The 12,038-nt window shown below is 69.5% G+C and carries 12 protein-coding genes; 8 read left to right on the forward strand and 4 right to left on the reverse strand.

The genetic code is table 11. From position 1 onward, the window contains the following. Nucleotides 1-89: 89 nt before the first annotated feature. A complete protein-coding gene (locus ACWCQ6_RS01870; protein ID WP_451084806.1) occupies nt 90-1,427 on the forward strand; it encodes a hypothetical protein in 1,338 nt (445 codons plus the stop codon). A gap of 347 nt (nt 1,428-1,774) precedes the next feature. On the opposite strand, the gene ACWCQ6_RS01875 is transcribed toward ACWCQ6_RS01870, so the two are convergent. Then, the gene (locus ACWCQ6_RS01875; protein WP_451084807.1) at nt 1,775-2,359 is read right to left on the reverse strand and encodes a hypothetical protein; all 585 of its coding nucleotides are present in this window, start codon (nt 2,357-2,359) and stop codon (nt 1,775-1,777) included. Between the two features lie 352 nt (nt 2,360-2,711). Between ACWCQ6_RS01875 and ACWCQ6_RS01880 the strand changes: the two genes are divergently transcribed. Then, the gene (locus ACWCQ6_RS01880) at nt 2,712-3,287 is read left to right on the forward strand and encodes an exonuclease domain-containing protein (protein WP_451084808.1); all 576 of its coding nucleotides are present in this window, start codon (nt 2,712-2,714) and stop codon (nt 3,285-3,287) included. Between the two features lie 10 nt (nt 3,288-3,297). Here ACWCQ6_RS01880 and trpS read toward each other — a convergent pair whose 3' ends face one another. Then, nucleotides 3,298-4,350 (reverse strand): tryptophan--tRNA ligase, encoded by a 1,053-nt coding sequence (gene trpS / locus ACWCQ6_RS01885; protein WP_451084809.1) that lies wholly within the window; start codon nt 4,348-4,350, stop codon nt 3,298-3,300. Between the two features lie 542 nt (nt 4,351-4,892). Between trpS and ACWCQ6_RS01890 the strand changes: the two genes are divergently transcribed. Then, nucleotides 4,893-5,492 carry an SMI1/KNR4 family protein gene (locus ACWCQ6_RS01890; protein WP_451084810.1) on the forward strand — a complete coding sequence of 200 codons (600 nt, stop codon included), beginning with the start codon at nt 4,893-4,895 and terminating at the stop codon, nt 5,490-5,492. Nucleotides 5,493-5,676: 184 nt separating this feature from the next. On the opposite strand, the gene ACWCQ6_RS01895 is transcribed toward ACWCQ6_RS01890, so the two are convergent. Further along, nucleotides 5,677-6,816, reverse strand: a complete 1,140-nt coding sequence (locus tag ACWCQ6_RS01895; RefSeq protein ID WP_451084811.1) for a Fic family protein — start codon at nt 6,814-6,816, stop codon at nt 5,677-5,679. 247 nt (nt 6,817-7,063) lie between these two features. Between ACWCQ6_RS01895 and ACWCQ6_RS01900 the strand changes: the two genes are divergently transcribed. The 3 genes from ACWCQ6_RS01900 (at nt 7,064) to ACWCQ6_RS01910 (ending at nt 9,379) form a co-directional block, all read left to right on the forward strand. After that, nucleotides 7,064-8,161 (forward strand): LLM class flavin-dependent oxidoreductase, encoded by a 1,098-nt coding sequence (locus ACWCQ6_RS01900; protein ID WP_451084942.1) that lies wholly within the window; start codon nt 7,064-7,066, stop codon nt 8,159-8,161. Nucleotides 8,162-8,166: 5 nt separating this feature from the next. Next, nucleotides 8,167-8,838, forward strand: coding sequence for an FMN reductase (locus ACWCQ6_RS01905; RefSeq protein ID WP_451084812.1), 672 nt, complete (start codon nt 8,167-8,169; stop codon nt 8,836-8,838). Nucleotides 8,839-8,956: 118 nt separating this feature from the next. Next, complete coding sequence (locus tag ACWCQ6_RS01910) at nt 8,957-9,379, forward strand: universal stress protein (protein WP_451084943.1); 423 nt, start codon at nt 8,957-8,959, stop codon at nt 9,377-9,379. A 94-nt stretch (nt 9,380-9,473) separates the two neighbouring features. Here the strand turns inward: ACWCQ6_RS01910 and ACWCQ6_RS01915 are convergent, their stop codons facing one another. After that, entirely contained in the window at nt 9,474-9,884 is a 411-nt protein-coding gene (locus ACWCQ6_RS01915) for a hypothetical protein (RefSeq protein WP_451084813.1), read from the reverse strand. Between the two features lie 118 nt (nt 9,885-10,002). Here ACWCQ6_RS01915 and ACWCQ6_RS01920 point away from each other — a divergent pair, with 118 nt between their 5' ends. Both ACWCQ6_RS01920 and ACWCQ6_RS01925 read left to right on the forward strand, forming a co-directional pair. Next, nucleotides 10,003-10,899 (forward strand): hypothetical protein, encoded by an 897-nt coding sequence (locus ACWCQ6_RS01920; RefSeq protein ID WP_451084814.1) that lies wholly within the window; start codon nt 10,003-10,005, stop codon nt 10,897-10,899. Between the two features lie 115 nt (nt 10,900-11,014). Further along, a complete protein-coding gene (locus ACWCQ6_RS01925) occupies nt 11,015-11,965 on the forward strand; it encodes an NADP-dependent oxidoreductase (RefSeq protein ID WP_451084815.1) in 951 nt (316 codons plus the stop codon). Nucleotides 11,966-12,038 lie beyond the last annotated feature (73 nt).

Raw genomic sequence — 12,038 nt, forward strand, 5'->3', positions numbered from 1 at the left:
CATGGCGCTGCGCAGGGGCGTGCTATAAGGACCTTTGGTGATCTTGTGGGGGGCCAGATCATGGGCACCTCCCTACCAGAGGGGCGCAGATGAAATCTGTGAAGAAGGCCGTCGTCGCGGTGATGGCGGCCGGGATGCTGGCAGCCTGCGGTGGAGGCGGCGGTGAAAGCGCGGGCAACGGCTCCGCGCCGAGCGCCAAGAAGTCCCCGAAACCGGCGGTAAAGGCACCGAAGGGGTTCGACACGTCCAAGGGCTGGCAGCAGAACGTCAGTTGGCCGGACGGCAACGAAACGGAACTGCCGGTGGGGGCCGCACCCGAGGCGGGCGTCGTCGCCTTCCTCCAGAAGAAGGGCGAGAAATACGTCGTCGAGGCCCGTGAGGCCGCCACCGGCGCGCTGCGCTGGAGCAGTCAGCCGTGGCAGCCTCCGGCCCCGGGCAAGAACGTGGCCCCGGACTCGTCGCACCTCCCGCAGCTCCTCGTCGTGAACCAGGACGACCGCGAGTACATCGCCGTCTGGGCGTGGGCGCCCTCCTTCACGGAAGATGACACGTTCTCCCTCCTCCTCTACCCGGCGGACTCCTCCGGGAAGGAGATCTCTCCGGCCCGCACCTTCTCGATACCGATGCCTTCCCATGGCAAGCCGAGGGTCGTCGACGGCGGGAATGGGCTCCTGGTCCTCTGGGAGGACAGCAGACCAAACGACGACCGCACTACGGCGATCGACTTGTCGAAGGGCCGCGTCACGAAGTACGAAGAGTTGGAACTTCCTTGCGGTGAGGACAGCCTCCAGCCCTGCACGGGCCCGGTGGAAGCACTCTCCCCGGACGGTCCGGTCGTGCAACTCCCGGTCTACGGTGGCTTCGGTGTCCCCGGCGCCTGGCACTCCGGCGACGCCGTTCCCCCGGGCAGCAAAATACATAACAGTAAGTACGAAAGCGGCCGAATGATGGAAGTCCTCGGCGAGCACGTCCTGTCCACCTGGTTCCCCGAGAACGGGTACGGAAACCAATCGGTGACGGCCATGCACGACCTGAAGTCCGGGAAACTGGTGGCATCCACGCTGTGCGCATCGGATTCGGACGGCGAATCCCGCAAGCCCACCCTGTCGCCCGACGGTCGCTACGCCGTTTCGGACAGCGTTGCTTTCGACCTCGAACAGGGCAAGGCGTACTGCTTCTACGAGGGCGGCGACGCGGATTACGTCCGTCTGACGTCCATAGCCGACGGCACCGCATACGGTTACTCCCGGCCGGACGGGGAATCCGAAAGGCCGGTCACCGTCGCACTCGACACCGGGCAGGTCAATCCGCTGCCCCAGGGCACCGAGATCCCGTCCCTGTTGCTGCCGGACACCGGAGGGTTCTCGCTGAAGCTCGCGGAAGGCAAGGGGCAGGGGCGGCAGTTCGTCTTCCACCCCCGCCGCTGACCTCACCGCGCGGACATCCCGCCCGAACGCAGGTGGGCGCGGCCGGAGGCCCGGTTGCGCCCACCGCCGACAGCCACGGCTCGATCGGGCGGACCCCGGCCGGGCAGGCCCGTGGAACCCGGGTGCCCGCCCACGTCTCCCGACCGGGTCCGCACCTCCGGCCGGCCCGCCCGGTCCACACTGCCTGACCCAGGGGCCCGGCACGCCCGGCACTACCCCGTCAACGAGCGCGAAGACCAGTCGGCCAATGCGGCAGCGGCCCGCTCCGCCCTCGTACACGAAGCGGGCCATCCGCCGGATCCGGTGCCGCAGTGCGCTGCGCGGCTCTCGGACCTCGCGGAACAACTTCAGTTGATGGCTTCCCCCCGGGCCTTCAGCCTGTAGGAGGTGGCCTGGTCGTTCATCGCTTCGCCGACATAGTCCGCTTGGTCATAGGTGTTGTGTATCCCCTTGAAATTGGCGCTCGCATACAGCTCGATATAACAGTTGTTCCACGTCTGCACGGAACTGGTGATGTCGTCGAAGTTCAGGTCGTCGAGGTCGCTGATCTCGGCATCCCACTTGCCGTCGTTCTTGCACGGCTCGCCGAGCGCGAATCCGATGGCACGGCCGCCGAAGTGGCCGTTCTCGTAAAGCTGGGCGCCAGTCACTTCGCCCATCGTGCCGGGGCCGGTGGCAAGCGTGTTCAGCCGGGCCTGGAACTTCTTGTCCGTGGCAGCCTTCTCCGGGGCCGGGGCGTCGGTGATCCGGCCGCCGGTCATCGCGTCTATGTATTCGCGGAAGGTGTCATAGCAGGTGGTCTTCCCTGCACTGACCTTGACGACGCAGTAGGAACCGGCCTTGGCCCCAGAGGCTCCGGGGGCCTGGGCCGCGCCGGCCGGGGACGGTGCCAGGAGGACGCCCGCGCAGGCAGCGGCCACCAGCCCGGTCACGCCAGTTCTCACTCTCATGCTTTTCCTCATTTTCAGCTGGGTGAGGCCACAACCACCCGAACCGGTACAGCCGTTCACCCGGTGATCTCGTCGGAACGGGAGAGGGAGCGCATGCTCGGAAGGTTGCCTGGTGCCTGCGTGATATCCGCCCGCCGAAGCCCACCGGACACACAAGCTCGCTGGCGATTCCGTGCCGCGCCCCGAGGACCGCGTGGTGATCGTCACAACCCGCCCGGACCTGGCCGAACTGCCCGGCAGAAGAGGCTCGTTGCCTTGTCGCCGAACCACGGGTGGCCGTGTGGCCCGCGAAATCCCGGTGCCGGCCCGCATCCCCGGTCCTTACCCTCACCCCATGGAAAGAGGAACGGAACCGGAACTCCTGAACGTCATCGACATCGAGGCGACCTGCTGGGACGGACAGCCGCCGCCGGGGGCGGTCAGCGAGATCATCGAGATCGGACTGACGGTCGTCGACCTGCGGTCGGCGGAGAGGATGGCGCGCCACCGGATCCTGGTCCGCCCGGCCCGGTCCACCGTCAGCGCGTTCTGCACGGAGCTGACCGGCCTGACCCAGGCGGAGGTGGGCACGGGCCTCCCCTTCGCCGACGCCTGCCGACTACTGGCTGCCGAGCACCGGGCCGGGGCACGCCCGTGGGCCAGCTGGGGCGACTACGACCGCAACCAGTTCACCCGCCAGTGCCGGGCCACCGGTACCCGATACCCGTTCGGCCACCGCCACACCAACGCCAAGCTCCCCTTCACCGAAAGCTACGGCCTGCGCAAGCGGCCCGGCATGGCCCAGGCCCTGAAGATCGCGGGCCTGCCCCTGGAGGGCCGCCACCACAGCGGCGCGGACGACGCCTGGAACATCGCGGCGCTGATCCTGGATGTGGCGGCCCGGGGCGCCTGGCCGGAGACCGGCGCCTGACCGCCCGTCGCTAAAGCACGCCGCCCATCGCCCCCTGCACCTGCTCCAGCGTCGCCGCCGCGATCTCGTTGGCGCGCGCGTTGCCGGCCCGGAGCACCGAGCGTACGTACCCCATGTCACGCGCGTACTCCGCCCGCCGGGCCCGGATCGGCGCCATCCGGCTGTTGACGGCCTCGGTCACGGTCCGTTTGAGGGCGGCCGCGCCACCCCCGCCGATCTCTTCCGCCACGGCGTGCGGCTCCCGGTCCAGACAGAGCGCCGCCAGCAGCACCAGCGAGGACACCCCGGGCCGGTTCTCGGGGTCGTACGTGATGTACCGCTCGGCATCCGTCTTCGCGCCCTTGACCAGCCGGGCGGTCTCGTCCGCGTCGGCTCCCAACGCGATGGAGTTGCCCCGGCTCTTGCTCATCTTGGTGCCGTCGGTGCCGAGGAGGAGCGGCGCGTCGGAGAGCAGTGCGTCCGGTTCCGGGAAGACCGCCCCGTACCGCTCGTTGAAACGCCGGGCGACGGTCCGCGTCACTTCGAGGTGCGGCAGCTGGTCCTGCCCGACCGGCACCAGGTTCCCCTTGCAGAACAGGATGTCGGCGGCCTGGTGCACGGGGTACGTGAACATCAGCCCGCTGACGGCCGACTGCCGGGAGTGTGCGATCTCGTCCTTGACGGTGGGGTTGCGGTTCAGCTCGGCGACGGAGACCAGGCTCAGGAACGGCAGCATCAGCTGATTGAGCGCGGGTACGGCGCTGTGGTTGAAGACCGTCGAGCGTTCCGGGTCGATCCCGGCGGCCAGATAGTCCAGCAGCATCCCCTCCATGTACTCGCCGAGCCGGTCGGCGACGTCCCGGTCGGTGAGCACCTGGTAGTCGGCGATGATCACGAATACGTCCACCCCGAGCTCCTGGAGCCGGACGCGGTTGTGGAGGGTGCCGAAGTAGTGCCCGAGGTGCAGGGGCCCGGTGGGCCGGTCCCCGGTCATCACCCGGAACTTCTCCGGGGCCTGCCGGATCCGCGCCTCCAGCTCGGCGGCGCGCTGCTCGGTCGATGCGGTGGTGACGGTGCTGCTCATGGGGTTTCTCTCCTCGCGAGTGCTGGTTGCGTGGAGGACGGCCCGCCGTGATCACCGGCATCCGTACCCGTACGAGGGCAACGAAAAGGACCGTCCATATCGAACGGCCCTGATTCCGTGCAGAGGGGAAGCGGCCGCTCCTAGAAGGAGCGCCACCAGTTTCGGCACGGTACGGAGGTCATGGAGCGAGCTTAACGGAACCGAACTCCGCCCACACGACCTTTCCGGGCCCGCGCCGTGCCCCATACCCCCACCGGTCCGCCAGCGCATCCACCAGTACCAGCCCCCGCCCGCCACACGCTCCGGGCTCCGGCTCGCGCACCTTGGGCGGCGCGTCCGATCCACGACCCGACCCGGCCCGCATGACGGACATGAAGGCCGGCTGTACGGCGATCCGACGGCCGGACAGCGTTTTCCCGGCCGGTGGGCGAGGTGATGGCCGAACCGGCCGGGGCGCACGTCTCCGTACGCGCCGGTGCGGATCAATGAGATGGTGCGCCCGAGGCACGACACGTAGCGGTCCGATGCACCGAGGCGGAAGAATGACAACGGGCACAAACCCCCATACAGCGGCGCTCGCACAGATCGTGCCGACGCGGCACGGCGTGGACGAGCGGATCGATTGGAGCGCGGTCGAGCAGATCTGGGGAACCCGGTTCCCGGCCGACTACGTCGCCTTCATGGAGACGTACGGGGCGGGGCAGCTCAGCGAGGAAGTCGGAATTCTGCTTCCGGTCCCACGGACCGATGCCTTTTCGGACGGGTCCGGTCTGCGGAACGAGACCGAGAACGCCCGGGGCACCTGGGAGATGCTCGGCGGCAGAGCCGCCCTCGACGTGGACCCCGGCTCCATCCTGGCCTGGGGCGTCACCTCCGGTGCGGACATCTACTGCTGGCTGACCACGGGCGACGACCCCGACCGCTGGCCCGTGCTGGTGTACGGGCGGCACACGAATCCCGCCTTCCAGGTCCACTCCTTCGGGATGGCGGAGTTCCTCCGCAGGCTGCTCACCGACGAAGAGTTCCAGGAGGAGACGATCAGCATCGTCCTCCCGGGAGAGCATTCATTCATCAACTGGCGTGAGCAGAAAAGACGTTGGGACGCGGGCTTGGACCCGTCCACGGGCGAGACCTGGGACTAGGGCGTGTCCGGCGGATCAGGGTCGGACAGGGCGCGGCGTCCGGTGCGGTGCATCGCAAGGCACCGGAGCGTCTTGAAAGCGGAGCTATTCGGACGTTTCGGCAACGCCGCGAGGCGCCGCACCAGACGCCGCGACCCCGGCCATGATCCGCCGGACACGCCCTAGGATCTGCAGCCCCGCGCGATCATGTGGCATACGGGTTGCTGATGGTGTGTTGCCGACGCGCGGTGGCCAGCACCCGCTCCGGAAACCGCGGCCCGGCGACGTAGTGGCGGCCCTTCGTCCGGCCCACGGCCGTCAGCAACTGCGCCTTGGTGAGCGCCTGCAGATCCCGCGTGGCCTGCTGCGTGTTGATCGCTTCGGCCTTCTCGTAGCGGCTGCGTCGCACCCGGCCGACCATTGCCACCTCGTGCAGTGCGGTGACCTGCCGCTCCGTGACGCCGTGTGTACCCGTCTCCTCCATCAGTTGCATCCAGCAGTCGTTGGAACGGTCGACACGGCGTTGCACCCGCTGCGTCTGCTGGTGGTAGGCGAGCAGGTTGAACTTGATCCAGGGCAAGGTGTCGCGCTCCGGCGACCAGACCGGTCCTCCGACTTCTCGCAGCACCTTGTAGGACTCCCAGGTGTTGCCCGGCATGCCCAGCCATTCCTCGATCGAGGAGAACTCGGGGGCAAGAACGCCGCCGCGTGCGATGAGAAGGGTCTGCAGCGAACGGGACATGCGACCGTTGCCGTCGGACCAGGGATGGATCTTCACCAGGTTCAGGTGGGCCATGGCGGCACGGAGCAGGACATGGCTGTCCAGGTCGCCTTCGTTGAGCCAGTCCACCAGCTCGCTCATGAGCCCGGGAACCCGTTGCTGGTCAGGGCCTTCGTAATCGGTGGCGAGTTCGTCGCCCGGCGCGGTGATGCGGATCGAGGTCCTGCGCCACTGGCCGGCGAGCCTGCGAGGGTGGTGATGCCCCTGGAGCATCCAGTGCAGGCTGTTGAGGAGTTCCTTGCTGTAGCAGAAATCGGTCACATCGTGCAGTGACTGGATGTACGTCATGGTCTGCTGGTAAGCGAGGGTTTCCGCCTTGTTCTCGTCACTGGCCTCGACCTCGCGCTCGCCGTCCATCAGGTCGGCGACGTCCACGGCATCGACCCGGTAGCCCTCGATCGTGTTCGACGCCGCGATGGCGCTGGCCGTCAGCGCCTTGCGCAAATCGAGGGTCCACTTCATCGGGGCCTGCTGCACCGCATGCCGCAGCTGTTCGCGCAGGCCGTCGATCTGCTCCAGAACCTGAAGGTCCGCCGAATCCAGGCGTGACATCTCGTACAACATGATGCAATGATACCCAGCGCCTATCATTCCCGCCGATGCACCCCGACCCCGACCCCGGAGCCCGGTGCCTGCGACCGCGGGACCGGCACCCCTCTCCACAACCGACCGGTTCGCCCCCAGCTCCCGCAGAAGGCGCGGCATCGCGGGTACGCGCCGGCCCGGGGCCCCCGTGGAATAGGTCAGGAGGGTGCTCCGTTGTAAGGTGTGCTCATATAGTTCAATGTTCAACCACACGGAGGCGGGCGCCATGGAGTTCGGGATCTTCACCGTCGGGGACGTCACCACCGACCCCACGACCGGCAGGACGCCGAGCGAGAACGAGCGGATCAAGGCCACCCTCGCCATCGCGCAGAAGGCGGAGGAGGTCGGCCTGGACGTCTTCGCCACCGGCGAGCACCACAACCCGCCGTTCGTCCCGTCCTCCCCGACAACCACGCTCGGCTACATCGCCGCCCGCACCGAGAACCTGATCCTCTCCACGTCCACGACGCTGATCACCACCAACGACCCGGTGAAGATCGCCGAGGACTACGCGACGCTCCAGCACCTCGCGGACGGCCGCGTCGACCTGATGATGGGCCGCGGCAACACCGGTCCGGTCTACCCCTGGTTCGGCAAGGACATCCGTCAGGGCATCCCGCTCGCCATCGAGAACTACGCCCTGCTGCACAAGCTGTGGCGCGAGGACGTCGTGGACTGGGAGGGCAAGTTCCGTACGCCGCTGCAGTCTTTCACCGCGACCCCGCGCCCGCTGGACGGCGTCCCGCCGTTCGTCTGGCACGGCTCGATCCGCTCTCCGGAGATCGCCGAGCAGGCCGCGTACTACGGCGACGGCTTCTTCCACAACAACATCTTCTGGCCCATCGAGCACACCAGGAAGATGGTGAACCTGTACCGGCAGCGGTACGCGCACTACGGGCACGGCACCGCCGAGCAGGCCATCGTCGGCCTCGGCGGCCAGGTGTTCATGCGGAAGAACTCGCAGGACGCGGTACGGGAGTTCCGCCCGTACTTCGACAACGCGCCGGTCTACGGACACGGGCCCTCGATGGAGGACTTCACCCGGCAGACCCCGCTGACCGTCGGCTCGCCTCAGGAGGTCATCGAGCGGACCCTGTCGTTCCGGGACGCCGTCGGCGACTACCAGCGCCAGCTGTTCCTGATGGACCACGCGGGGCTCCCGCTGAAGACGGTCCTGGAGCAGCTCGACATCCTCGGCGAGGAGGTCGTCCCGGTGCTGCGCAAGGAGTTCGCCGCGCTGCGCCCGGCCGGGGTCCCGGCCTCCGCGCCCGTCCACCCGGCCGTCGCCGCCCGCACCGCCCCTGCCGCCACGAAGGAGGTCTGACCATCGTGTCCAGCACGTCCGGCGTATTCGCCACCGAACCCCTGCGCATCGTCGCCGTGTCGGCGGGGCTGAGCAGCCCGTCCTCGACCCGGCTGCTGGCCGAGCGGCTGGCCGGTGCCGCCCGTGAGCGGCTGCTGGCCGAGCAGGACCGCACGGTCGAGGTCCAGGTGATCGAACTGCGTGACCTGGCCGTCGACATCGCCAACCACCTGGTCACCGGATTCCCGCCGGCCGCCCTGGACGCGGCGATCAAGGAGGTGGCGGAGGCGGACGGACTGATCGCCGTCTCGCCCGTGTTCACCGCCTCGTACAGCGGGCTGTTCAAGTCGTTCTTCGACCTGGTCGACAACACGGCGCTGACCGGCAAGCCGGTCGTCATCGCGGCGACCGGCGGCACCGCCCGCCACTCGCTGGTCCTGGAGCACGCGATGCGTCCGCTCTTCGCCTACCTCCGGGCCACCGTCGTACCGACGTCCGTGTACGCGGCATCGGAGGACTGGGGGTCGTCCGGTGACGAGTACACCGACGGTCTGCCGTCCCGCATCCGGCGGGCGGGCGGCGAGCTCGCGGCCATGATCACGGGCGGCCGGGCCGCGTCCGGGGCGCCGAGGACGCTCGGGCTCGACGACGAGGTCGTGCCGTTCGAGCAGCAGCTCGCCGACCTCCGCCTGGACTGAGGACCCCCCGACGGAAACCTTGTCCCGGTTTGATTAGAGTTGGACCGAATGATGCGTCGTGCGAGTCCGTCTCGCGCGACGCATCCGCGCACTGAGCCGAACCGAGCTGGAGGCAGTGATGGGCAGGATCGTGGTGGGCGTTGACGGCTCCGAGTCGTCGGTCAAGGCGCTGCACTGGGCCGTACGCCAGGCGGAGCTGACCGGTGACACGGTGGAGGCCGTCAACAGCTGGGAGTACCCCGCGACGAGCTGGGCGTCGATGATGCCCGGCATGCCGGAGGACTTCGACCCGCAGGCCCTGGCGACCGTGGCCCTCAACGAGACGCTGGAGGAGGCCCTGGGCGCCGAGGGCGCGGCGGCGGTCAGCAAGGTCGTGGTGATCGGCAACCCTGCCCAGTCCCTGCTGGACCGCGCCGAGGGAGCCAGCCTGCTCGTCGTGGGAGCACGGGGCTACAGCGGCTTCAAGGCAACCCTGCTCGGCTCGGTCAGCCTCCATGTCACCCAGCACGCACCGTGCCCGGTGACGGTCGTACGCGGCTGACGACGGACCGGCCGACGGGCCGGCCGCGGACATGAGGGCGGGCCCGCACCGATCGTGTGCGGGCCCGCCCTCTCGCGTCGCACCGGCGCGCGGCTCACGTCTTTTCGTGCGTGTAGAAGATGTAGAAGGTGGTGATGAACATGCCGAGGCCGACCGACAGTCCGAGCGCCGAGGACCGCAGCACGCTCGAATCGGTCAGCCCGACCAGCAGGCCGAACGCCGCCGATGTCAGCGCGCCGTAGGCCACCGCCCGCACCAGAGGCAGCATGGTGTGCTGGATCCGGCCCAGTCCGTAGCACAGGGCGGCGAGCACCACCGCCGTGATCAGGCCGTACCAGAACTGCCGGTAGCCGGTCGCGCCGTTGTTCCGGAGGATGAACGAGGCGTAGAGGCCGTACGCCGCACCCAGCGTGACGGGTATCGCCCAGGAGAGCGCGCTGTGCCCGCGTGCCTGTGCCCTCGGCCCGGACCGTCCGCGAGCCGGCGTTGCTGCGTGTGTGGACATGGCGGAGTTCTCCTTCCGTGTCTCCTTTCCTTCCAGGGCACACCCGGCCGCACCACCCGGCAACTCGGATGGCGTACGGCCCGGGGCGCGGCGCCCGTCCACGGGATTCCCTGGGAGGGTGCGGACGTATCTCTCGGCGGGTCTGACGGCGGTACTGCTGGTGCTGCTCGCCGTCCTCGTCCCCGTCGGTGCCCTGTCCGCCTGGGTGGATCTGGAGATCGACAACACGGACCGTTACGTCGAAGCGGTGGCCCCGCTGGCCTCCGACCCCGATGTGCAGAGCACCGTCGCCGACCTCATCACCGACGGGGCGATGAAGCAGATCGACGCCGGGCCGCTCCAGGACACCGTCCGGGACTTCCTGCACCAGGCGGTGCTGTCCTTCACCACCACCGACGCCTTCCAGGAAGCATGGAACGCCGCCAACCGCACCGCCCACAAGGCCGTCACCGCCGCCCTGAACGGCAACACCGGCGAGGCCGTGACCATCGACCTGGCGCCCATGACCGAGCGGGTCAAACAGAATCTGGAGGAGAACGGGGTGCCGTTCGCCGACCGGATCCCGGTCCAGCACACCGACATCACGCTCATCTCCGCCGACCGCGCCGACCAGCTGCGCCAGACCTTCCGACTGCTGCGGACCGGCAGCCTCTGGCCGGCGGTGGGCACGCTCGTGGTCGCCGCCGGGGCCGTGGTCGTGGCCTGGGCGCTGGGCGGCGGTCCGGGGCACAGGCGTTCCGGGCTCGCCGCGCTCCGGGCCACCGCCGTGGCCGGGCTCGGCTTCGCACTCGGAGCGCTCGTGCTGCGCGCGGTGGTCGCGTACGCCCGCGGCCGGGCGCTGTCCGAGGTGCCGGACAGTGAGACGGCGGGGGTGGCGGCGGTGTACGACGCGCTGACGGCCTCGCTGCGCACGACGGTGTGGATCGTGTTCGCGGCGGGGCTGGCGGTGGCGGTGTGCGCGGGGCTGGTACGGCTGCGGGCGGCCCGGGGACGGTCCGCGCCGGGCACCGGATGACCCGGTACGGCGCCGCAGGACAAGGGATCTCCGGGCTCGACGTGCGGCAGCGGGCGGGCCGGGGAAGAGTGGATTTCGTGACTGCCGGATCGGGGGCGACTGAGAGGTCTTCCGCATGCGAGCCATAGCCGTCGGCGCGTTCCGGGCCGACCCCGCACTGGTGGAGATACCCAAGCCCGAGCCGGAGGCCGGAGAGGTACGGGTCAGGGTCGAGTACGCCGCACTCAACCCGTCCGACTGGCAGGCCGCACAGGGCTCCCCGGACGACGGACCGGCACCGCGCGTGTTCCCGATGGTCATCGGCGTGGACTTCGCGGGCCGGGTGGACATGATCGGCAGCGGCGAGAACCGATTCCGGGTCGGCGACCACGTCTTCGGCCGGGTCGCCCGGCCGAACGCGGCCGGGGGCGGCACGTACTGCGACTACGTGTCCGTGCCGCAGGACTCCGCCATCAGCGTCGTCCCGCCCGGCCTCCCCCTCCGGGCCGCGGCCGCGCTGCCCTCCGCCGGGATGGCTGCCGCCCAGATCCTGGAGACCGCGGCCTTCCGCGGCCACGAGAACCTGCTGGTCATCGGTGCGGCGGGCGGCGTCGGCAGCTATCTGACCCAGCTTGCCTCGGCCCGCGACGTACGCGTGATCACCGCCGTGCGCGGCGACGAGCACAAGCGGATGACGGAACTGGGCGCCGCCGTCACGATCGACGTCACCGGCCGCCCCCTCGAAGCGGCGGTACGGGAGAGCTGTCCGGACGGCGTCGACGCACTGGTCGACCTGGCCTCCACCACCCCGGAATCCTTCGCCGCCCATGCCGCCCTGGTCCGCCCCGGCGGCATCGCGCTCACCACCCGGGGCGTCGCCGCCGGTGCCGCCCTGCCCGCGAACGTGACCGGCATCGACTTCCGGCTCGAACCCACCCCGGTCCTGCTGGACGTGCTGGCCGCGGGCGCCGCCGAAGGTGTGCTGCGGGTGCCCGTCGACATCGAACTCCCCCTGGAGAGGGCCCCGCAGGCCCTCGACCGGAACCGGACGGGCGGCGCACGCGGCAAGACCGTCATCGTGCTCTGAGCCTGGGGCAGGCCCGGGCCAGGACCAGTGCTGCGGCAGGGAGCGTTCGCCCCGTCGCAGCACTGGCCGACAC

It is taken from the genome of Streptomyces sp. NPDC001880, assembly GCF_053594575.1.

Excerpts from the sequence above, each read along its gene's own strand:
- ACWCQ6_RS01870 (WP_451084806.1), top strand. The coding sequence starts at position 90 with ATGAAATCTGTGAAGAAGGCCGTCGTCGCGGTGATGGCGGCCGGGATG.
- ACWCQ6_RS01880 (WP_451084808.1), top strand. The coding sequence starts at position 2,712 with ATGGAAAGAGGAACGGAACCGGAACTCCTGAACGTCATCGACATCGAG.
- trpS (WP_451084809.1), bottom strand. The coding sequence starts at position 4,350 with ATGAGCAGCACCGTCACCACCGCATCGACCGAGCAGCGCGCCGCCGAG.
- ACWCQ6_RS01890 (WP_451084810.1), top strand. The coding sequence starts at position 4,893 with ATGACAACGGGCACAAACCCCCATACAGCGGCGCTCGCACAGATCGTG.
- ACWCQ6_RS01895 (WP_451084811.1), bottom strand. The coding sequence starts at position 6,816 with ATGTTGTACGAGATGTCACGCCTGGATTCGGCGGACCTTCAGGTTCTG.
- ACWCQ6_RS01900 (WP_451084942.1), top strand. The coding sequence starts at position 7,064 with ATGGAGTTCGGGATCTTCACCGTCGGGGACGTCACCACCGACCCCACG.
- ACWCQ6_RS01910 (WP_451084943.1), top strand. The coding sequence starts at position 8,957 with ATGGGCAGGATCGTGGTGGGCGTTGACGGCTCCGAGTCGTCGGTCAAG.
- ACWCQ6_RS01915 (WP_451084813.1), bottom strand. The coding sequence starts at position 9,884 with ATGTCCACACACGCAGCAACGCCGGCTCGCGGACGGTCCGGGCCGAGG.
- ACWCQ6_RS01925 (WP_451084815.1), top strand. The coding sequence starts at position 11,015 with ATGCGAGCCATAGCCGTCGGCGCGTTCCGGGCCGACCCCGCACTGGTG.